The organism is Mucilaginibacter oryzae, assembly GCF_003148845.1.
In the GTDB taxonomy this organism is placed as follows: Bacteria; Bacteroidota; Bacteroidia; order Sphingobacteriales; family Sphingobacteriaceae; genus Mucilaginibacter; species Mucilaginibacter oryzae.
The window spans coordinates 1-23,597 of the sequence record NZ_QGHA01000011.1; the positions used below are offsets into that span (position 1 = coordinate 1).

At 44.6% G+C, this 23,597-nt stretch carries 15 protein-coding genes; 3 read left to right on the forward strand and 12 right to left on the reverse strand.

Annotated features, from left to right (window positions below):
- The 12 genes from LX99_RS20845 to LX99_RS20900 form a co-directional block, all read right to left on the reverse strand.
- On the reverse strand, window positions 1-164 hold a 164-nt coding region (locus tag LX99_RS20845), incomplete at its 3' end, for a helix-turn-helix domain-containing protein (protein WP_146203086.1).
- A 65-nt stretch (window positions 165-229) separates the two neighbouring features.
- The gene (locus LX99_RS25955) at window positions 230-3,349 is read right to left on the reverse strand and encodes a hypothetical protein (RefSeq protein WP_211319068.1); all 3,120 of its coding nucleotides are present in this window, start codon (window positions 3,347-3,349) and stop codon (window positions 230-232) included.
- Window positions 3,330-3,896, reverse strand: a complete 567-nt coding sequence (locus tag LX99_RS26395; protein WP_109609585.1) for an ABC-three component system middle component 1 — start codon at window positions 3,894-3,896, stop codon at window positions 3,330-3,332. Before LX99_RS26395 ends, LX99_RS25955 begins: the two co-directional genes overlap by 20 nt.
- On the reverse strand, window positions 3,880-5,178 hold the full coding sequence (locus LX99_RS20860; RefSeq protein ID WP_109609586.1) for an ABC-three component system protein: 1,299 nt from the start codon (window positions 5,176-5,178) through the stop codon (window positions 3,880-3,882). Before LX99_RS20860 ends, LX99_RS26395 begins: the two co-directional genes overlap by 17 nt.
- Complete coding sequence (locus tag LX99_RS20865; protein ID WP_109609587.1) at window positions 5,178-6,239, reverse strand: ComEC/Rec2 family competence protein; 1,062 nt, start codon at window positions 6,237-6,239, stop codon at window positions 5,178-5,180. Before LX99_RS20865 ends, LX99_RS20860 begins: the two co-directional genes overlap by 1 nt.
- 628 nt (window positions 6,240-6,867) lie before the next feature.
- A complete protein-coding gene (locus LX99_RS20870; protein ID WP_109609588.1) occupies window positions 6,868-10,788 on the reverse strand; it encodes an ATP-binding protein in 3,921 nt (1,306 codons plus the stop codon).
- Between the two features lie 477 nt (window positions 10,789-11,265).
- Entirely contained in the window at window positions 11,266-15,072 is a 3,807-nt protein-coding gene (locus LX99_RS20875; RefSeq protein WP_109609589.1) for a hypothetical protein, read from the reverse strand.
- Window positions 15,073-15,192: 120 nt separating this feature from the next.
- A complete protein-coding gene (locus tag LX99_RS20880; RefSeq protein ID WP_109609590.1) occupies window positions 15,193-15,876 on the reverse strand; it encodes a hypothetical protein in 684 nt (227 codons plus the stop codon).
- A 4-nt stretch (window positions 15,877-15,880) separates the two neighbouring features.
- Window positions 15,881-16,270, reverse strand: a complete 390-nt coding sequence (locus LX99_RS20885) for a hypothetical protein (RefSeq protein ID WP_109609591.1) — start codon at window positions 16,268-16,270, stop codon at window positions 15,881-15,883.
- A gap of 16 nt (window positions 16,271-16,286) precedes the next feature.
- Window positions 16,287-16,973 carry a hypothetical protein gene (locus tag LX99_RS20890; protein ID WP_109609592.1) on the reverse strand — a complete coding sequence of 229 codons (687 nt, stop codon included), beginning with the start codon at window positions 16,971-16,973 and terminating at the stop codon, window positions 16,287-16,289.
- Window positions 16,970-17,551: a hypothetical protein gene (locus LX99_RS20895; protein WP_109609593.1), complete on the reverse strand. Its 582-nt coding sequence runs from the start codon at window positions 17,549-17,551 to the stop codon at window positions 16,970-16,972. The genes LX99_RS20890 and LX99_RS20895 overlap by 4 nt, the downstream gene beginning before the upstream one ends.
- Window positions 17,552-17,973: 422 nt before the next feature.
- Window positions 17,974-18,270, reverse strand: a complete 297-nt coding sequence (locus LX99_RS20900; protein ID WP_109609594.1) for a helix-turn-helix domain-containing protein — start codon at window positions 18,268-18,270, stop codon at window positions 17,974-17,976.
- 643 nt (window positions 18,271-18,913) lie between these two features.
- Between LX99_RS20900 and LX99_RS20905 the strand changes: the two genes are divergently transcribed.
- From LX99_RS20905 to LX99_RS20915, 3 genes are read left to right on the forward strand one after another with little or no spacing between them, the layout of a single operon-like run.
- The gene (locus LX99_RS20905; RefSeq protein WP_146203183.1) at window positions 18,914-19,294 is read left to right on the forward strand and encodes a hypothetical protein; all 381 of its coding nucleotides are present in this window, start codon (window positions 18,914-18,916) and stop codon (window positions 19,292-19,294) included.
- Between the two features lie 59 nt (window positions 19,295-19,353).
- Window positions 19,354-20,343 (forward strand): TlpA family protein disulfide reductase, encoded by a 990-nt coding sequence (locus LX99_RS20910; protein WP_109609596.1) that lies wholly within the window; start codon window positions 19,354-19,356, stop codon window positions 20,341-20,343.
- Window positions 20,344-20,367: 24 nt separating this feature from the next.
- On the forward strand, window positions 20,368-23,595 hold the full coding sequence (locus LX99_RS20915) for a SusC/RagA family TonB-linked outer membrane protein (RefSeq protein ID WP_109609597.1): 3,228 nt from the start codon (window positions 20,368-20,370) through the stop codon (window positions 23,593-23,595).
- The last annotated feature ends 2 nt before the right edge of the window (window positions 23,596-23,597 follow it).

Sequence of the window (23,597 nt, forward strand, 5' to 3'; positions counted from 1 at the left end):
TCTTGTAAGGCCAGTTCGCCACCTTGTTCGTAAAGTTCCTTGAACCTGTAGAAACTATCACGGGAATAGCCCATCACTTTACAGGCCTGTGATACGTTACCTAAATGCTCGGCAAGCTCCAATATGCCCATCTTGTTTTTGATGATCTTTGCTTGGGTTGTCATAATGCTAATCTCTGTTACGTGCGTTAATTAATCGTAACTGTCAGATTAAATTGTGACTATCTCAGTTAATTCCTCACTTTTCCAAAAGTTTCAAGTTCTAAAAATTTTGAATTAAACACTCCTGATGGTATTTTTTTTTGCAACAGATTATGGAAGTTTTCATCATGGGTCGACAATATAATCTGTTTACCAAAGTTCACGACCAGGCTACGAATGAGGTCTATTGTCGACAAAATATTGATGCTATCAAGTGACTGGATCGGGTCGTCGATGAATATACAATTGATCTGTTCCCCATCGTCATCGTGCGCATTCAGTGCTTTCGCCAAAAAGATGCTTAAGCTAAGGATGTTGGTCTGTGCCGTACTGAAATATAAGTTGGGAATGATGTGTTCATCTTCCGATCCGGTAACGAAGACATTCAATTTCGGTTTATTATCGTTAAAATCGCATTTGAATTTTATGCGTTTATAATTCGGATGCGGATCAATTTTTTGGTACAACTGATTGATGAGATCCTCGTAAAAGAAGGATTGGATCTGTTCGTCGATGATCGCAGCTAAGCGATTTTTCTCAATGTAAAGGCGTTCGTTCAACTTTTCAGTTAAGAACGAAAGTCGTTCGTTGACCTTTTCGATCTTGTCCCGCCCCGCAGTATAACGGAGTAATGGCATTACGTTGTTCTTAAACCCTTCTATTTTCTCCAGTTCTTCGATCAATATCTTTGTGCGTTCTGCGCTTTCTTTGGTGTTATTCTCGGCCTGGCTTAATATATCTGTTTCGTTGCCGGCCACCTGATCAAATTGGGGCGATAAGTATCGGGAGAGGAAGGTTTCAAACCCATTCACGAATTCGCTGCTCTGACGCAACTGCTCTTCCAACGTCGTTATATCGGTACTAAGCTTTAGCTCATTGTACTCTTTTAATCCTTCAGAAAGTGTACGGATCTCGTCAGATACTTGTTTCTCATCGAGTATGACGGTCTCCAGGTCTTTATTGAGCGCGGCCAGCAAGGAGGCGATCTCTTCAGCGCCATAATCAGTATATCCTTTTTTACGAAGGAACTGGTCAACGTGAATGAATTCCTCGGTAAGGCGGAAGGCCCGCATGCCGTTCTCGATGTTCTGGATCGTCTTTCGCCACGATTCTATGAAGGTCTTTTGGTCATCCAATTTCTTCTGCAATTCCGCGATAGCATCCAATTTAGATTTGGATGATTTCTGTTGCTCGCTGAGCTGCTGTTCGAGCAATGCCGAATAATCCGTTATCGTTACGCCATTGATCCTTACGAACAGGTCTTTCTGTTTCGCCTCTGATGCAGCTAGGCGTGTCCTGATCTGTTCCCTTTGGGCTATCCATTGTCCTTTCTGAAGATTGAGGCGGGTGGCATTGTTTTTCAAAGCAGCGAGTTCCTTATTCAAGATATCCAATATTTCCCTCTTTGCTTCGCTGATGCCGTTAACCTTACCCGATATAGCAGTGTTCAGTTCGTTTTTTAAGACTATCTTTTCCTGTACCGCATCATTGAGTAATGGGTTCTTCAATATCCGCTCGGAAAGTATTTCAAAACTTTCGTATTGGTGCAGGCAGACGGGGCAGGTATCGGTGTTGCTTTTATTGACAAATGCTGAGGAAAGGACAACCAGTTGTTTAAGTTCGTTATTAAGGTCTGTCTGGCTGGCGATCTTGCCTTCTATCCGCTTCAGGTCAGCATTCAATTTTTTGAGGTCTTCCTCAAGTGTGTTGATCACCGAAAGGCGTTGGGCGATCTCCGGTGTGTGATCCGTCCTGGCCTCGAAGTCATTTTTTGAGATCAGGTCAAGAAAGACTGAACTCCTCCTTTGCTGTTCGGTATTTAGCTGGGTCTCCTTGTCGTTAGTATCGATATTTTGAACGAGCGTTTTCAACTGTTCGTTGATCTGTTCTATCTCAGCAGTCAACTCGTTGATCGAATGCTCGATATTTGGTAGGTCGGATTGCCGCTGGGTAAGATCGAACAGGACAGCATTGATCGCCTTTAACTCCGCCTGGGCATTAGTCAGCAGCGTATTGATCCGGGTAAGTTCGTTCTCCGCGTCCAAAACTTTGCGCTTTTGGCTGTCCATCTCAACTGATTGCTCGTTGATCCTTTGGGTGCTGTTCAGATAAAGCGGAAATTGTCTTGATATGTCTTCCGCTTCTTTATGATCTGCAGCGGTCTGATTAAGTAACATCACGATATGCGCAAGCCTATTCCTTGCTTTGCTAAGTTCCTGGAACCGAGCCTGTGCTGCCTTCAGTACCTTTAACCTTTCCTCGTCGCTGTCCTTTTTTTTCCGGAGCATGCCATATTCGTCCTTTTTGAATTGTTGCTCCCTGATCTGGTCGAGATCGGTCGTGGTCGAAGTGAGGTGATTTTGCAACTCCACTAACCTTTCGGCGATCGTATCTGAGAATTGAAGGAAATCGGTCTCGGAGAATTCGGGTGTTATTTTTTCTATCGTTTCGCCTTGTTTGATCAGTTCAGCTATGCGCAGGTTGATCTTTTCAAGGACTTGGTCGTCCACATCTTTTGGAAGCTCGAGCTCAAGCTTTTCTACCTCTTTACGAAGCTGTTCAATCTCGTTCTCATTGACCTTTATCAAGCAGAGGATGTTCGTATAGATCCTATTCAGATCAGCGTCCCCGAAAAGCTTCATGAACTTATCGTAACGTTCACCGGGATCATCCTCACGCAAAAATGCATCGATGTTATCCTGCGTCAGGATGACATCACGGAACTTGATTGCCTCCGTTATCTTTTCATCGAAATGATAATCAGAACTATCGACCCTTCCCTTTTTCAGGGAGCGGAATTTTGGCAGAGGCTGATCAAGTAGATGAAGTCGCACGAAACTCTCACGGTCGGCCGGACTGTTCTTATTGCGTAGGATAAATTGCGGAGACTTTTTGTTAGCTAATTCATAATTGAGGTGCTTTTCATCACTTGCATAGCTTTTGATGCGGCTTTGCCTGATGAAACGGTAGATGTTAGCGGTGATGCCCCATTCGACAGCATCGTAAAACGACGTCTTTCCAAATCCATTCGGCGCGTACAGCGATACAAAGTCGGCTGTCTTGCCATCTGGCAATGTAAAGTCAAAAGTACAATCTTTTAATTCGTCATAGGCCCTGAAGGCCTGTATCTCAACTTTGCTGATCTTCATTTTTAATGTTCTGAGCTATCTGTGAAAGGATCTGTTCTGATTCGGTTATAGACTGTTTGCCGGGTTTGAGGGCCATATCTTTGATCAGGTCCCAGATCGCCGAGTCTGTACCGGTATCGAGAGAAAGCGTGATTTTCTTTGTCTCTTCCGGGTCGTAAATAATATCAACGTTCGTTATGTGTTCATTGATGATATCGTTAACGCCGATGTCAGAGATCTCTTCATCGTAATTATCTAATATGATCTTTCTGCTGGAGAACCGGTCATTCTCTATTTTATACTTTAGGGCGAGTGAGACTTCCGACTTGCATAGATAGAACATGTATATGTTCCACACATCGAAATCTTCGGTCAGCTCTGCCTGGTAAAGCCCGGCAACATTTCCGGAGACATTGTTCCATGTCTTTCCAAGGTGCTTCTCTTCTTCAAAATAGAAGACAAAAACGCTGACATTCCCTTTGTATTCGATCAGCTTGAATGTGACGAACTCGTTTGGATAACGATCCCGAAAGAATTGAGTGATATCGTGATTATGTGAAGATAGCATTGAATTCGGTTTTAAGTTTTTCTAAAAGTTCAGTCTCATTCAGTGCAGAGAAGTTAAAGTATTCGTCTTCTTTATCGATGATCCCCATGCGCTGGAAGGCATATAAATGCATCAGTTTGAAATTTTGCAGTGGGTGCGTGAGGCCGATGTCGATCTGCATCTGTTTCTTCGTCACCGGATTCGCGCTGATGATGTTTGGGATCATTTTATTGGCAATGAACCATTTTACTGGCGTCGCCTGGGTGGCAACGATTACCTTTGCGTTCGGTGCCATACCGTAAAAGTTCGAGCGGAATATTTGGGGTAATTCGTTTGTCCAATCACCATCTGTATCCGAATAGATCAGACGAAACTCATTAAAAAGGCTTTCGATGTTTTGGTCGCTGATCTGCTCTTCCTTAATGATGCGAAGGATCACAAGGAACTCCAGCCATGCGATCCAAAGGCCGCGGCTGCCAAGGACTGTCTTAGCTTCCTCGTGTACCAACAGTTTATCGGTAAAAAAGTCCCTTATCACCGTCGGAGTAAGCTGGTTTTCGATAATCTCATCGGTAATATCCTGCAAGAATGCTCGGGTAAAATCCATTTGCGATCCGCCATAGCAACCTTCTAGCTTCAACGCATAGCTTTTTAAGGACGAAAAGCAAAGCAGGTGTTCGGAAACTAATGGTACGAGTTCATCGTGCTTTGCTATGATCTCGTCAAAGAACGCTAAGGGCATGATATCGACGTTATTCAACATCTCATCATTATCGTCAGCGGCCATTTTCGACTGGATACCCGCAAGATAATGTTGGCCATTAGCAGAATAGAAGATACCGCCTCCTGAAAGCCCGACGATCTCGCCGTATGTGGACGGTGTGCTGAGCTTGCATTCAACATAGTTGTATTCCTTTGTGTTCCGGGAGGTCAATTTATCCATCCTGAAGCCATATGGTTTTTTTGACCGACTATTGGGGAAACCGGCGAGCGTTATTTCTGTTTCGATGGTCAATGGGGTTTCCCACCTCGCAAGAGATTCGATCTGAAGGGAGTTCTCCACCTTCAATATCGCGGCGTCTTTGTGAATATTGTCATTCAGGAACGGGCCGGCAAGTACTTTGAGCGGTACTTCCTTTGGGTTTCCATCCCCATCTATGAAACGCCTCTTAACAGTTATATTTTGACCTTCGACCAAATGTTTCGCTGTCAGTACATACATATAGTCGACCCCGTGCACTTTAAAAGTGCAGCCACTTCCCCCACAGACGATTAGCGAAAAATCAATATAGTCGTGTTTCATTATTCTTCAATAACAATTCCGTCCACAGCGCTATTTGTCCTGAACTCTATAAATTTGCGATCTTCTGCTGTAAAGATATCGTCGATACGGTTTGGATAGTTGAACCTGATCAGCGGATTCGTTTTACTTTTCAAGATTTTGGCAAGGCCTTTTTTGTCCGGATGGCCATGTTTATTGCCGTTAGTGGTGACCACGAACTGGTCGGTATCTATCATTTCCAAAAGCTCCAAACTGATATTGCGGTTACTACCATGGTGGCTGAGCTTAACGGCCTCGGCCGGAACAGGATTTTTTTTATCATATTCAAAGATCTTGAATCCGTTAATAAGAGTGTCAGCGTGGGCGTCGGCAAGGAAAAGGTAATTTCTCTTGTTGTACACCCAGATGAAAGCTATGGAGCTGCCGTTATGTATGCTCCCGTCGGGATCTGAGACCAGGCCGGCTAGATAGTGTTCTAAACTTTGGTCATAGTCGGTCGCTACCGAGGTCATTGAATCTGATGCTTCCCTGAACCATTTGTCGTGCAACTCCTTCAGGCCGGGCCTGGACGGGGAAAGGATCTTAAAAATCGAACCTTTGAAGTCCAGACATTGCCCTTGTACAACAACTACTTCGTCCCATATTTGGGCTTCACGTATAAGCTTCTCGAAGGTAACTCCCTGGTTGACGCCTGTATTTGTCGTGTCTTGTGGAACCAGGGGCAACTCTGGTATCTTGACCTCGGGCTCGTTCAGGTAGCCGGCGATGGTCTTACCGCTATTAAACCAAACTTCGCCAATTAAGCCAAGGGCGTCCTCATCAATTTCGAACCATTTGAGTATACCACCGATATGATCATCGTCGATGTGCGTAAGAATCAAAAGGTCGATCTTTTCTTTTCGTTGCCTGATGCCTTCCACGAGTAATTTCAGGGGACCGCTTATGATAGTATTCTTTTTTCCTTTGGTCTGGTAGGTCTGTCTTGTTCCGCCATCGATCAGAATGTTGACGGTGGCATTTCCATACACATAAGTGATGAAGATGGCGTCTCCATTGTATGCCGGTAAAAATTCAATGCGCATTGTAATAAGGTTTATTGTAAATATAACTTTTTGATGTTGATTGGCAATTCAAATGACGGAATAAAAATCATTCAATAAAACTAATATGCATGCAAACTAAAAAGTTGTTAAAGACACAGTATAATTTCGCGTATACTAATAACAAAAAGTTCCTAACTGGGCAAAACTCGAACCGACTATTAGAACAATCGCGTATTTAAGTGAACTAGAACACTTTTAACGATCCCCCTGAATGTGTACTATTCGAACATCACAGTTTATGATTCAACTACTACTCGGCGACCTAATAAGAAAAAGGGCTTTTCTGGATCAGTGGATATTCGGAGCCATTGACCAATGCACTCCGAAATGAGTTCGCAATGTTACGTTACACTTTGACCATGATATGTACTCGAATTAGATAACTAAAATTGAAATTCCTCTGTGGGCCTCCCTGTTTTGAAAACTTGTGTATAGCCTTTCCTTAGATTATAGTTTATTTATTGGAAAAACCTTTCAAGAAAAAATAGCCAAACACTTAAAACTGCTATTGCCTATAAGACTTAAAATAAAAAGAACCGGTTGGGCCGGTTCTCTTTTTTGCGCCATACCGGACACTATTGATTTAATAACATAAAGCGAGGCGTCGCTACCTGCTTCTTATCCATTTCGTTACGTTGGCAGGGGGTTCCAGATCAAGGTGGTAAACTAGCGTTTTAAAAAGAACTTTCGCTCTTTTTTTACCAGATTCCTGGCTAAATCTCGGAACACTTTCGGTTGCCCATATACCAAAATCGTAAAATTCAGATTGGTGCTGGTCCGCTTTGATCCTCCAGAACCTCTCAAAAAATGGGGCTATGATCAGGTCCCAAATCTGAGAAAAGATACCGGCGTAATGGCTTTCCATCCGGTTAACAATGCTCAGATGAAGATTCGCAGCTTCTTTCGCACTGGCATGTAAACTCACCAAAAGGTAACTGATCATCTGAACTTCAACCATATAATCGCCTTCGTAGCTGTTCATCCTTTGATGGAAATCCCAAACATCAAATCGGCCTTTCATAGCTACTGCAAATATCTCACGGATAAAGTTCAACGTAATCGGATCAGTAATGGATAATGCAGGGTTATCAAAAAGGTCTGCTGTTAGCTGATCGATTTCATCAATAGCAATTTTCCCTTCCATGATATCGGGTATGACTCGGATGATGATAGGCGCGAAAAGATAATCGTAAAACAAACCATCATTGTTGTTAATTCGCTCCGAAGTTTTTCTGACTTCCTCGTCAAACCCACTCTCTCCCGGCTTTATCGACTGCGGACGGTAATGCTGCCGGATATAATTGAACACATTGAGCGCTTTACCATAATCCCGGTCAATAATTAAATAAACAAGACTGCAATGTAACAGGATCGCGAACCTCGGCTCCTCTACGTCCAGCATGATCTGAATACAGATCAATGCCCATTTACGGGCAGTGTCATAGTCTCCTAATGTCTGATAAGTGACCTGGAACATATTCGCAGACATGAATCGCCGCTCCGGGTTGTAGATACCTGATTCATGGATCTTGTCATCCAAAAAATAGAACGAACCTCGTTTGGGTACTGAGTAAGCACCAAACTCCGACTCTGTTGGCGCTACGCCTTTGGTAAGTATCTGCGCCACATAATTGGCAGAACTACCAAAACGAACAACTTGCGCCCGATGCTCCGGGCTATCGTCAAATATTTTATTCAGAAGGTCATAACCTGTTTCAAATGACGCTACAGAACCATTAATATCTCCAGCCAGCCACTTCGCTATAGCAACTTCTCCATAATTTCTGACAATTTCTATAGGTGGGAAAAAAGAATTTGAAAGTATGGAGTCTAAAGCTCTCTGAGTAAACCTCAATGCCAGTGATGGGTTTTCGTCTCCGACAAGTTGAGCATAAACCCTAAAGCTAACTACCTGTTCCGTGAAAAATTCAGACAGCTTTAGCTCAACAACCTGTTCTAAATAAAATATCGCCTTTTCTTTATTTCCTGCTGCGAAGAACTGCCGCCCTAACTCATCATATACCAAAACTTTATAAACTGGATCAGAATTAATAAAGGAATGATAAATACCAACCAGTTCTTCCGTCTGGTTCATTCTATTCAAATCCTCACCTATTATTACGACCAGATTGCGCAGGCAGTAAGCCGTTATCAAACCAAGCCCAGACTTAACTGATCTATCCAGTATATAGAAAAGGAGCTGCTGAAGCTCATTGACCTGTGCTATCTGGCGCCCACCAATTAAGTTGAAATAAAGTGAAAGACCTGCTGCAACGTAAGCATGATTATCCTCGATATCAACAGGAAAGCTGCTTAGATACAGTTTATCTACCTCATCAAACCAGCTTTCAAAATCAGCTCGCGTGCGGCAATTGCTAAAGGGCAACCAAATAGCATTTTGGAGTTCTTTCTGATCGAGTTCTCCCTGCGCGTCTGCAAAAAGCTCCTTTAAAGGCACATTCTGAATGGCCAATACCAGATGACGCATGGCGTCAAGGGGCTCGCTGTTGACCAATGCTTGGAAAAACGACATGTGCGTCATTCCAACCACCCTCTCACTTACTTCTTCGGTAGCTAAAATCTGCTTAATATCATCAAGCAGGAAATCATATGGCTCTTTTGCCGCCATACAAATATTTACCTGCAAGAAACGTATAAAAATCCGCGTGGTTACATTAACTTCAACAGGGATCGGGCTATAAAACCAATGAAGTGTAAAACCCCATTCGAAAAACAAAGAAGGCTTCTTCATTGATTCCCGAAGTATAGAGATCAACAGGAAGGAAGCGTCCGTATAAACACCAGCATTAACGAAATAGTGAAAGGCTTTACTAACATCGAATTGATCAAGCGTTCCCTTTTTGATCAGCAATTTTGCCAGGGAGATATTGACGGCTTTTGCCGTTTCCTGACTTACATTAGTTTCTAATCTCCGAATTAAAGGGGAAAGTTGAAACTTACCGGGCTGACTCGTTTGTATCCAGACTCCTTTCAACCGCTCAAACTTTTGGCGAAAATGATTGATTGCCGGTCCTACATTTCCGAGCGCTTCTACTTCTTTACTGCCAAACGTTCCTATGATCAACTGACACCTATAAAGCAGCTCCAATGTTGCCTCATCCTCCGTAGAAGAAATTATTTTACTATAAATTTCATGATTAAGCTGATCATTATAATCGTTCTTAAAGATCCGGTTAATAACAGCCTCATCTGTCGCCCATTCATTATCTTTTAAATAGTCAGCGATACTATTAACTACAACAGGATAACCTTCCGACAGGACCTGCACAGTTTTAACATGACTTTCCAATACTTCATCCGGGATATTCATAAACTTTAAAACTTCACTGGTATCCTGTTCGGTAAATAAAGGGATCTGATCCACTACAAGATGTCTGGAGAACCTGCTCTTAAAATTCAATGGCGGCTGGAAATTACTTGTTAGAATAACCGCAATCCCGTGCTTGATCGCAGTAGACACAAATCCGGTTAGAAAACGCACGCTTTTATCATTAGCTGCCAGGTCTGGTAGGTCATTTAATACTATAACGGCTGATTTGCCTACAGCAACCATCAAATTCTCCAAATCCTTAGGAATAACGCCGTTTAATGCATGCACTGAATTGGAAAGTGGCTCGATGACTGTATTTGGTAGTTCAGTCACTAATACATCGCGCAGGTCAACCCATAATTTTACGCCACTGAACGCTTGCCCGACAAGGTAAGCTAAACTTGACTTACCGCTCCCGGACATACCAGTGAGCCATAAAATAGGTTTTTTCGTAAAATTGTCAATGTAAGCCTTGACTAAAGCTACTCGCTGACCTGGCAATTCCATTGATGGAAACTCAGCTAATTCAATTGAACCGTATGAAAACTGCTGTTGATTAGCAGCAGTTACGCCCGATAGGTCAGCAAACTGTTTTGCAATGGTTTCCTGGATCCTGCCTTCTGATTCAGAAATCAGTTCAGCCACAAATTCAGGCCGAACTGTAGTGATAAATTGCAATTCCCTTTCAACTAGCGTTTTGATCTTCAAAAATTTAGCAAAGTCATCTTTATCATATATCCCTTCAATCGCTTTGGAAAGATCTTCAGGATAAAGAATGTCGCTACTAGTATCAAAACTCTGCAGGTAAATGGTAGGATCTGAAGTTTTTGGAAACTTTATTTTCTCGCCTTCAGCGAGGATCAGAAATTTTATACCACCGGAAAAGGTCTCATGATGCTTTTCAGCGATCACTGTCTTTAAAGACGAAATAACTTTAGCCGTATCTGTCCTTGAGGTAACCTGGAAGGCAATTTTACTTTGATCCAATTCTCCAAGATCAAGTCCCGGAAAATCCTCCTTTATGTCGTTTAGGTCAACTAAATTGTAATCATAGATAAGATTGAGCAGCTTCATCGCAAAGCCCTCGGATACCTTATTAATATCTAAATATTTGACCGCTTTTTCCAACCTGATCTCCGTTATCCAAGATCCTAGCAACCGGTAAATATCTTTTAAGTCCTTTTCTTTATTCGGCATAGTTTAATCAATAAGGTCGTAACTTATCCCTGAATAAGCAGAAGCCTTTACAACAAATATAATTAATCCGGTTAGCAGGTAACACCAATTTTTCCTTACGACGCAACCCTCCATTTACACCTGCAATAAAATTCATTTATACTACCCAGAGCTTCAGTAAGCACGGAACAGCATGGTCAAGTATGCCTGTATATGAACCCTTAATGGAAAATGATGAACAATTACTAATGAAATATTATTCAAAAAGTCCAAGGCAACACCTGACGGTCTAAGCTATCCGCTGTGTTTGCTTGCACAGGATGCCACTGCCAACCTTGTTTCCATTAATTTTTTGCGATCAATGCAAGTGAGAATCTATTGAAATCTTAAACCCAATTGTTATACAATTTATACCCTTCATCCAATTGGGGATTTCCTGAATCGCGACAACGCCATAACTTTTGCAACAAAAACATCGAAAGAACGCCTCCCTTAATTTTACTCAATGCGATCTTGCTCATCATTTAGCCTCTCCAGTCTTATTTGCTTTTGATAGCTATTATAACCGGCTTTCGCCCACTTACGCACTTTAAGGGATTTATGATCAAATAATTCCTGCATCATTCGGCTCAACTTTTCATAATACGGGACTGCAGAACCCATCCATCCGAAACTGCCCAGATTTGCTCCGATCTCATTCAATAGCCCTGGCACCTGGTAGAAACGGTCTATCATCAGGCGTGCAAACGGATGCCATAACCCGTCTCCCTCTGTAGCGAAAACCGGCATCATATAGGCAATTCGTTCAGGGCCCATCGGCTTATTTTTTTCACACCATTCGATGATCTTTGTTGTATCGCCAGAGAATAATATTCCCGAATGTCCAAAGCTGCCGTTTCTTGATCCTAACAACTGTTTAACGTTCCAGTATTCCATGGATTTAGAAATGAGGGCCGGAGACAATCTTTCAAATATGATCAGGAAATACTTTGACATTAGGTGCTGTACCAAATCTTGAAGTTCAGAATTGCCCCCCCGGAAATCATTGGATTTGAGGCCTTCTGCTAATTGATCAGATATGGCAATGGCAAATTCATCATCCTGCTGTTCGTCGAGAATTCGTTCGCACGCATTTGTGAAAACAAAGTCGTCCATGGTATTATGTCTTTCCGACATCGAGATGAAATTGTTTTGAATGATCAGATTGCGGATGTACGGCTTGAATTGTGCCCACAGCTCCTCGTTGGAATAACTCAGTTGATGATAAATGGTAAATGCAGTCCACTTGCCCTCCTCACCATAGCCTTCGATACGTCTACACAAGCCGATTACATCAGGTACAGATAACCCACCATTACCTACATAAACGATAACGTCAATAAGCGCAGAAATGTGCGCCACATGATCATCAAGCAGCGGGAATAGTTTGACAATATCTGCTGTCTCGGTTTGTCCAAACCGTAGCAGCGAAAAGAGTAAATAGTTTAAGTCGCGATCTGCGATTAATTCATCAACTAACTGTTTTTTGGTTTCCCTCGTTACAGCAGACATAAAGCCCGCAAGTACCTCGGCAGACCTCTTATCTTTGTCAATCTGTCGTAATTGATCAATTATCTGTTCGCCAGTCTGTAGCTGACCATCAACCTTCTCTGCTAGAGTCCTACCGAAAAGAACTCCCCGTCGTTGTTCACCTGTTAATAGCTGAGGTAAATATTGTTCAGCCGTGACGCCCTGTTCGGCAAGTTCGGTCAGTAGGTTCCGTAAAATGCCCAGGACTCTTTCCTGGTTTCTATACATATCGGGGTCGGAATAATCCCATTCAGGAACGCTAACCAAAAACCTTATCTTATTTGACCAATCTTTCGGTTCAAAGGAAATGATCAATTGGTTCGCCAAATCCCGATTCGCATCATCAAGTTGTTCGTATTTCAAAGCGGAGCGCAGCGACTTCATTACGCTTTCCCACAGCGTGCTATCAACATGTCTGATGTAATTAATAATTGGAAGTAACAAGCTGCCCTGGTTCCTTCCGAATATTCCCCGCAGATTAGACGCAATGATATTTTTAGCGCGGGGAATTAACTGCGGATGCTGCTGCACGGCAGTTAAAAGTCTATCGCAGGTTTCTTCCCAATAAGAATAAATTTCATCCCAGGTTTCCGGTACATAATCAATAAGCTTGGTTCCAAAGCCCTGACTTTCCGCGCCCCCCATCCTTTGAAAAGAATGGCTCTTTAGTGATTCATTAATGGCATTCAAAGCAAGATCAAGATATTCAGGTTCGCTTTCTTCGAGACAGTAATCAAGTACCGATAACCTTTGCATCAATGAGGCTTCTGTTCCAGGAATAAAAACATGGAAAGTCTGGAGAAACTGGTCTGTCGCATTGTTTCCTAAATTCTCAGTTTCCCCCGCAGCAAATTTGGCAAGGATTGCGCTAGCTTCTTCATAGGTCTCTTTTCTGAAAACGAGTTTTTCTAATGACCATATCAGGTTTCGACGTCCTTTGTCGATAGCTTTAATTTCAGGTACCGTATAATTTGAATATAGAGTAGCAAGCGCATTCACGGTTGCTTCGGGGTTCACTTCAACTACAGAGCGGAAGAGGCGTGACCCCAATTCTGTATTAAGCACTTCCGCAGACGCAAAAGGGCCTTGTGGCCCCCACAATTGCTCAACAAGAGATTTCGCTCTTTCGATCTGATCGAGGGAACGCAACCTCTTACAAAAAGCTTCTATTAAACCGGCATCAACCAGGCTGGTACAAAATTCCTGAAATTTCTCCGGTGGATAATTTAGTATCCAGTCAGCAGCAAGGTTAGCAGCTAATGGCGTAGGAACTACAGTTAACGTATACCCGCGGCGTTCCAATATATTTCGCTCGTCCTTAAACTTCTTGCACGTTTGAAAAAAAGTTCTTTCGTTGATAGCAGGATTGCATACCGACGTGGCAATGAAATTCCGGTGTTTTCCCAATTCTTGGAGTCTTGCCTGGTTCTGGATCAGATCATTATTCTCGTCGTCAATAAAATTAAACTCACTGAAAATGGCACACGACTTAATGACATCGTAATCGCCGTCGTTAGGATCCCTGCGACCAAATACAAGTTTCTGGATAAAGTCTTTAGGTAATTGGGTATTAATCGTATTTGGCCCATTTTTAGTAACCGCATCCTCCAGCAGCTCTACCATTTTGGGATATCCTTCGGCTAGCTGTGCCAAATGTTCGATTTCTGATTCTGTAAAAGCCGGATACCGTGTTTTTAACATGGATTTTACAGTATTTTCCTGAATCTTTCGGCTGAGTTTAATGACATTTTTCTCATCAGTTTCCAGTGAAAAATCGATACTTACAATTTTTATTCTCGAATTATTTCTAACTAGCCCGGCAAGCACGATATGCCTTTCGTTAGGACAATTATCAATTACAATTATCCCTACGGTGGTTTCCTTAAAATTTACGATATATTTTTCCAGCTCACTGTCCTGAACAAGTGCCGCGTCGTAGTAAACTACAGCTGCATTCAATTGATTTTGTTCTGTATCTGAATTTTGGGGATCAGGTTTGAATATTTCGTGCACTAGCCTGGTTTTACCAATGCCCGAATGACCAATTACCCTTATAGCATTCTCTGTTTTTAAAAGCGTTTTAATCTCAGAAATCTGTGTCTGAAGATAGGCATCCTCAAACTTGAAATTTAAATGTTCCTGGTAGTCCAGGCTCCATTGGTGCCAGGTTCTAAAAACTGCAAGCCTTGTCCGTCCATTGCATTCAAGGACGTATGCTATAGTTGAGATATACTCCGATGCCCATTCTGCTATTTTGTTTGCATCAAAAACATCAAATTGATTCTCTTGATAGGTTAATCCGACACTTTGACAAGCCTCCATCATCTTTTCCGTTCTTTTGGCTATACCATTTCGGGTGCTGGCGTCGACCGACATAAATAGAATATAATGCCCGCCATTGTCGAGTACTTCCTTCAATACTGGCTTGAGCTTTTTTTCTTTAGTAGCAGGATCGGTTACCAGAAGCTCAGCTTCTACCTGTGATGGGATTAAGCTCGTCGCCTTACACTGAAACAAGGTAAGCTTGTTTGTAACCCAATTTGAAGATTTAGTATCGTCGACCGTGATTCGTGCATCTTCGCCGCCGTCTCCTGTCGTAATCTTTCTGGAAACATAATAAAACCCGTGTAAGTCTCTTTTTTGAACCTCCAGACCTAAGAGCATCTGTAGCAACCTGGTCAGTTGATCTGCATTGAGTTCTTCTATTTCCCTGCTTTGAACTGAATTAATTAACATGTAACGGTTAGGATTTTAGCACAAATAAATAATATGAAAAATAATAAAAATATTTGGTGATGAATGAAGATACAAGCTTTCTTAATATTGATTTAAAATATGTCCTGAAGGATAATGGTCCTACATTGGCAAATGATTAACGATAATTCCAAAATGGGCAGCATTGGCCGTGTATTTTAATATTCCACGATCAGTACTGTAGAAAAGGTGAACAGAAGGTGGATCAGATGCAATCGTTGATGCCGGCCACGATGTGAATCCAGTCGGATTCAAATGACTAAGCAGCCCCAATTCGCGGCGAAAACCGAGTACCTCCCGGAAAGTACTTTTATGTATCGTGGTAGCCTTGCACTCTACAGCTATTAAAACATTGCGAAATGAAGGTCGTCCGGATTTTCCAGGACTAAAAAGCACGATGTCCAATTCATGAAAGCTCGGGCCCAACCAAGGCGCACCTCGTAGACGAACGTGGCTGAGTGAGCTGAATTCTGTGTCAGTGAAAATTTCTCCGATCAGCGTGTTTTTACTATCAAAGACTTTGAAATAAGGATAGTTTCGCTTTATCTCAGTTCCCTTTTGCTTTAACCGGTATGTGCCCGAGTTAATCAAATGGATCGAATATTTCTCATTGACGCTCAATTGTTGAATCATCTCGCCAAGCACCCAGGCCTCATAAAGTTTGCCTTGTAAATCTTTTAAAGGAAGTATTCTTCTGATGCTTGCCGGGGCTGCCGTACTATTGGCTGAAATTATACTTGTAATACGGGTTTTTATCCAACTTACGTCTGCAGGGGTTAATGCCATGTTTCTAGTTATTGCGAGATTCGCTTAACTCTGATCTTATTGATTTCAGTTCATTTATGAGTTCGACGTAAGACGGTAATTCTTGCAAAGGATAAATGCTTTCGTCATTCAGCTCAACCTCTATTTCAGAAATATAACCTTCAACCAAATTTTCATTCAATCGGCTTAGTACCTTTTGATAATGGTGCCCGGACATCTGTTCCAAAATATTAATGGAGTCGTCCATATAGTCAAATAATATCCTTCGCGGGCTGAATCGTTCTTGCCTGCCGTCGGGAGACTCGTAGCGCTCTTGCTGCCGCGTAAAAACTTGCCGGGTAATATCTCCAAAACCATTTTTCTCCATCTCTTCGATAAGATGTTCATAAATCTCAGTTGCTTGTTCTGGTGTCATGATTGAGTTTTGATTATTAGCAGGCTGTATGGGAGGTCAAAATAAATCCATGTTGTTCGCGCTGATTTTCCGGCTTGCTGAAGTCAGCATTCCCAGTTTTATAGACAGTTTCTATCTGGTGATATTTATAGTTGCGTTTATGAAAATTATCGAAATTGTCCTTACCCGAGTTGGTTTTATTAAATACAGCAAAAATACCATAGAGACGGTCCCATCCCTGGCTTCGGGTGCGAACTAATTCCTGCAATTTGAGTATTTTGTTGATATCACGCTGGAAGGACGCGATATGCTTTTCCGAAATGCCACTTTGTTCCCGGCAAAATTTGAGCTCGATAATGATGGCATCTCCACCGATTTCAAAGCGTTTGCTTGAATATTTCCGGTAAGAGAAGAACTCTAATTGAAATTCGACAGAATGATATATACTTAGGTGTTCAGGAGCTATGATACAAATATCCGGTACCATCGTAAGTTTACCAATTTGGTCAAAAAACTTCACCTCTGTGTGCAATGGACTCCCGAATGTACCTCTATTTATCGTTTCATAGGAGTCATTAAATAGTCGCTTCAGCCTCGAGAAAAGATTAGCTTGTAAATCGGTCTCCGTAAGGATCAATCCCTGGCATGCCTGATATTCTTTTTCCAGTTCATCTATTTCAACCAACACCCGGTCAACCAGGTCTTTGTCAATAAGTTTATTCATTTCTTTTTGCTTTTTAACCGGTTCAAAATATCACGGCTCACCCATTCAGATGGCGCAAGCCCGGTCACTTGGTAATAGAATGAAATGGCTTGAATGGCAATTGCGCAGGCTTCCCTCGCATTTTCAATGGTTTCAATTTCCTTTGCAACCAGAAATAGCTGATGAAGTTTATAGTGTGTTAAATGGTTCCGCCAGTCTTTTAATTTCATCAGGTCCTGGAACGGTTTATCACCTTTAAGTTTTTCCTTATTCATAGGCGAAATTAAATTAAGCCACTTTGACCACTTATCTTCGAATAACGTCTCGATTAATTGTTGATCCAGGATGTGCTTTTGAAATTCTGAAATTTCAGAAGTTTTGGCGGAGAGCCCCATTTGATCTAAAAATTCCGCATTGATAAAAGCTTCCAGGAAAAGGAAGGCAGAAAGAATGGTATAGCGAATACCGCGTTTATCGGATGGGAATGAAACCGTCAGGTTGCCTTCAACAACTCTTTTCGGGGTATTTTCGGCCTCATTCAAAAAATAAATTAAATCATCCCAATAGGCAGTTACTAAATTGTGAGGTTTACGTATCATACGATAAAATTAAACAATCCTGAGCATACAAAATTTTATGTTAATTCTAAAAACGTTGTTCATTAAGATATAAAAATGAGGAATTGCATTTAGTACAAGGTCAATACGAGCCTATTATTTCGGCAACCTTAAAGCAGAATGAATATTGTACTTCGTCCCGACAATTTTCTCAAATTAAATTTTAAAATAGGCCAGCTGAGTCAATTATTAAAAAATAATTGGATATCCCTGAAATATCAAATTATAAATTCTCTACTATCAACAACCGATAACTGAACATTATCAGATATTGCTTATGCATTTTAATTAAGACGTTTCCCTTTAAAAAATTATTATCTTAAGCTACAAAAGCGGAAGGCCGATTAAGGTTGGCATTGCTGCTTAAATCATACTTAACCAAAAAAGTAGAATGCTTTTTGGAGTTATTTTTTTTCCTGGGCTTTTTGTGCCTCTTTAAATTTTGTTAGATTAAACTTTTCGGATTCAGATAATTTGAAATTGAAAAAATCGACTATTTCTGAATCTAAGATTGTCGCGAAAATTTCAAGTGTGCTTATCGTTGGATTGCTTTCGCCTCGAAGAATTCGGCCGATTTGACGTAGGTCTAAGCCAGTTAGCTCTTCGAGCCTCTCTTGAGTAACCCCCTTTGCTATCCTGATTTCTTCTATTTTAGAGCCTACTTTCTCTGCAAGTACGGTATTCTTATAGTGCTTTTTCAATTAAAAGCAATATGGAACAAGAAATAAAAAATAATTAGGACATATATGCCCTAATTTAAAATACTTTTTATATATTTGATTTTTAAGACGAAGCATAGGTATTTGTGTATAAATTATAAATTTGCGACACTTCATAATATTTTGAAGCATTCGCTTGATTCTCGTAACTGAAACCTAGGAAATTTCATTGACCACGAGATGATAAGTGCAGTGCTCACGCTATTGGCGTGGGCTCACTTATTGTGGTCAGGGTTCTCCTAGGTACCCAGTTACATTAAGATGAGTTCCACGCCATATTTTCATCTTTTTGTAATTGGAATACATTAACAATAAAAATTGCAAAAGATGCGCGGTAAATCATTTTTATTTCAGTTAGGCCAATTTAAGAGCACCTTTCACATTTTATTGCACAGTTGCGGCATTTCAACCCTGTTTAGTTCCTACCCCCTCCAAAACCCTATCAAAAACATCATAAAATCCCCCACATAAATTCCGAAAACGGCAGCCGCGGTTAATAGTTAATTAAAATTCCGGCTGCCGTTTTCCTGTTTTCAGCTAACCGTGAAACTCTTGGTTTTTCACCGGCTGGGCTGTGCCGTGCCCCATTTTTCCGCTTATCCGCCGTTATGGGGCATAAGTTATTATGATTTTGTGTTATGGTTTAGCATTTTTTAACATGGCCGCTATTGTTATCGATATAAAAGATACCGGGCTCAGGACCCCCGAACAGGCCTTGCGCGTATTTTACCTCAGCTACGACCCTGAGTCCGTGAGATCAGGACTGCTGGCCGCACTGTGCGGCTTTGCAAACGGCCGCAGGCTGGCTAACGCCGGGGAACTGCCGGAACTGAAAGAAGCGGCACAATTGTTCGATGCCCTGCTCAGCCTGGTGAACGCCGTCCATGACCTGCGGCAGCAAACCGAAGGACGCTGCGTCATCTGCGGCAGAACCGGCGAAAGCAGCCCGGTTAACACCCCTGAAAACTATCCGGACACCAACGGCAGCACCGATAGAGCAGGTTGACACTCCCGGCAGTTGCCGGTTAGTTCTGGTTCAATAATTCAAACTTAATCCCATTGAAAATGAAGCGATTTTTCAGCTTCCTGGCCCTGCTTTGCCTTTTTTCCGGCGCAGGCGCACAGGATAAAAAAATAACCCCTCAGGGCAAAACCCCACCCGCCGCCCTCCAATCAGGCGACAAACTGCCCCAAACGGCAGCGTTCAAAGCCCTGAACAACGGCGGCAAAGCCCTGCACCTCGACGCCTTCCAAGGCAAACTCCTGATCATTGATTTCTGGGCCACCTCCTGCAGCGGCTGCATCCAGGGCATGCCCCGTATTGATTCACTGCAAAAAGTGTTCGGTCACGAGGTCGCCATTATCCCCGTAACCTATGAAAAAGCCGAAGCAGTTACACGCTTTCAGGCCAGTAATGCTTTCTTAAAAAAAGCGGGCGTATCAACATTCCGGACCGTGGTAGAAGATAAAGTATTGCACCAGCTCTTCCCGCACCGGCTGCTGCCGCATGAGGCATGGATCAGTAAAGATGGCGTGGTGCTCGGTTTTACCGACGGGACCGACGTGACCGCGGCGAACATCCGGAAAGTCCTGGCAGGCGGTCCATTGCCCGTGCCGGAAAAGCGGGATGTGCTCGACTATGACAAAAGTAAATTACTGATGGTGAACGGCAACGGCGCACCGGATTCGGCTTTTTCTTACCGCAGTATTTTCAGCGGGGAGATCCGCGGCATCAACTCAGGACTGGAGCTGGAAAAGGATACCCTCAACCATGTCGTGCACGTACGGGCGACCAATGTGGATGCGCGGTACCTGTACATCCTCGCTTTTAAGCAACTGCGCTTCGTTCCGCGGTCACAGGTGGATATCAGCCTGCGGCCGGGACTGTTCTGTTACGAGATGACGATGCCCCTGGCACCCGCCGCTATGGTGCGCGAAGCCGTACATCATGACCTTGACCGATTCCTCGGGGTACACGCCGTGCTCGACAGCGCAGGTTTCCGGCTTGTCCCCCTGCCTGAGGATGACAGCGCTCATGAGCCTTTGTCACTGTGATTCTTAACCTTTAACCTCAAAATAATGAAACAATTCTACCAAAAAAGTATAGGACTGGCCTGCCTCCTTTTGCTGGCCACAGGATCCTTCGCGCAGGAACTGCCCGGCCTGGTACAGGACATGGCCGGCAGGCCGCTGGCCGGTGTAAGCGTCCGGGTGCGGGGAAAAATAAACAAGGGAGCTGTGAGCGTAGCCCTCACCGGTGAAGACGGCCGCTTCGTGCTGACTGCCGGCCGCCTGGATACCCTCATGCTGCACAAAAACGGTTTCCTGGACAGGGACATCGTGGTGTTCGACAACAGTTTTTTAAAAGTCACCCTGCGCAGGGAAGTGGAAGAGATCGACGAAGTGAAAGTCGTTTCCACAGGCTACCGTACGCAGGCCCTGGAAAAAACCACAGGCTCCTTCGAGCAGCTGGACAAAGCGCTGATCAACCGTTCAGTCAGCACCGGCGTACTCGACCGCCTGAACGGCGTCAGCACGGTGCAGTTCGATACCCGGGTTGGCCAACAGGGAAACCTCAGCATCCGGGGGCGCAGCACCCTGTTCGCCGGGGCGTCGCCATTGATCGTGCTGGACAATTTCCCCTATAACGGCGATATCAACAATATCAACCCCAACGACGTGGAAAGCATCTCCATCCTTAAAGATGCTTCCGCCGCCGCGATCTGGGGCGTGCGGGCAAGCAACGGCGTGATCGTGATCACCACCAGGAAAGGCGCGAAGAACAAACCCATGACCGTGAATTTCAACGCGAACGTGAACATCGCGCAAAAGCCGGATGTGTTTTACCTGCCCCGCATGTCATCATCCGATTTCGCCGGTTTGGAAAAAGACCTGTTTGCCAAAGGTTTTTACAGCGACGACGAGCAATCCTACGCGCATACGGCACTGTCACCGCTGGTGGAGCTGCTGATCGCCAAACGCGACGGCACCATCGATCCCGTCGCGGCGGACCGGCAGATCGGGGCGTTGGCAGGGCAGGATATCCGCAATGACCTCCGGAAATACTGGTACCGCAAGGCGGTCAGCCAACAATATGGCCTCAGCCTGAGCGGGGGATCGGATAAAAATACTTATTTCTTTTCCGCGGGCTATGACCGCAACCTCAGCAGCCTGGATGGCCGCTTCCAGCGGCTGAACCTGCGCGCGGACAACAGCTTTTATTGGGGCAAGCGCCTGCAGCTGGATGCCGGTGTATTGCTGACCAGCAGCAAAACGCTGGCCGGCAGGAACGAACCTTCCTCGCTCATCAGCATCGACGGCAAAAAGCCATGGCCCTATGCCCGGATCGCGGACGACCATGGAAATGCCCTGCCCCTGAACCTCGACTACCGGGAATCGTTTATTAAAGATTCGGAGGCGCAGGGCTTCCTGGACTGGAACTACCAGCCGCTGGATGACTACAAAAACGTAGACAACCGCAGCGATCAGCTTGACCTGTTGCTGAACACGGCGCTGAAATACCATATCGGCTATGGCTTCGATGCCGAACTGCGCTACCAGCTGGAAAGCGGCCAGACCCAGGGCAGCTGGCTGTATGGCCCGGACAGCTACTATGCCCGGAACACGGTCAACCAGTATACGCAGACGGCCGGTGACGGCACCTTGTCCAGGCCGGTGCCTGCCGGGGGGATCATGGACGCCTCGGACAGCAAACTGCTGTCCAATAGTTTCCGTGCCCAGCTGAATTTTAAACAGGCCTGGGGCAGGCACCGGCTGTCCATGCTGGGCGGTTATGAGTACCGCAACGACCATACGCGTTCGCGCAGTTTCCGGGATTATGGCTATAATCCGGCCATTGAACAGGCATCGCCGGTGGATTACCAGACCAGCTACCTGCTGTCCAATTACTCCTATTTCATTGACAGCACCATCCCGTACCTGAACGCTTCCGGCGACCTCGACAATTATAACCTGTCCTGGTTCGGGGACGCCGGCTACAGCTTCGACGACCGGTACAGCCTGTCCGGCAGCATCCGCCGTGACGAATCCAACCTCTTCGGCGTCAATGCCAACCAGAAAGGGGTGCCGCTCTATTCCGTGGGCCTGACATGGACGATCAGCAAAGAGCATTTTTACCGTGCGGGATGGATGCCACGGCTGAAGCTGAGGGCAACCTACGGCTACAGCGGGAACGTGGACAACACGCTGGCGGCGCAGACCACCATCCGCTACAATGCGCTCAACCCGCTCAGCGGCCAGTTCTATGCTTCCGTCCAGAACCCGCCGAACCCATCGCTGGGCTGGGAGAAAACGGGCATCCTCAATCTCGCCGTTGATTTTTCGGCCTTCGGGGATGTGCTCTCCGGATCGGTGGAGTATTACCGCAAAAAGGCTAAAGACCTCATCGGCTTCCGGCCGCTGGACCAGACAACAGGTGTCCTGAACCCGGCGACGAACCAATACCAGTTCAAAGGCAATGTAGCCGAAATGGCGGGGCACGGCTGGGAACTTAACCTGCACAGCAATAACCTGGGCGCCTTAGCTTTGCGCTGGCAAACCGACCTGCTCCTCAGCTATGCAGCTAACCATGTCACCCGATACTACCAGTCAAGTGACCTGGCCGCTACCTACGCGGCCAACGGAATTACCGTTTCCCCGCTGGTGGGCAAACCTGTTTACGCCATCCTCACCTATAAATGGGCCGGGCTCGATCCGCAGACCGGCGACCCGCAGGGCTACCTGAACGGACAGGTCAGTAAAGATTATAACGCGCTACTGGCCCAGACCAAAGTCGGCGACCTGCAATATGTGGGTTCGGGCGTCCCCACGTATTTTGGGAATTTTCGCAATACCTTCAGCTATCAGGGCATCGCCCTGTCGGCTAATATCGCCTACCGCTTCGGGTACTATTTTATGCGCCAGGCGATTTCCTATTCCGCACTGCTCAATAACAGGGATGTATCGACAGCTGACTACGCGCTCCGCTGGCAGAAGCCCGGTGACGAAACGCGTACCCGTGTGCCATCCTTCGTCTATCCCGTAAACGCCAGGCGGGACCAGTTTTACAGCCAGTCGGCCGTCTACGCGGAAAAAGCGGATAATATCCGCCTGCAGGACCTGCGGCTCAGCTACGACGCCGGCGGGAAATTGCCGGAGCGGATCGGCCTGAAACGATTGCAGGTCTACCTCTACGCCGCCAATCTGGGCCTGCTGTGGAAAGCGACGAAAACAGGCCTCGACCCGGATCACCCATATTCCCTCAAACTGCCGAAGACTGTCGCTTTGGGATTTACAGGTACTTTTTAACC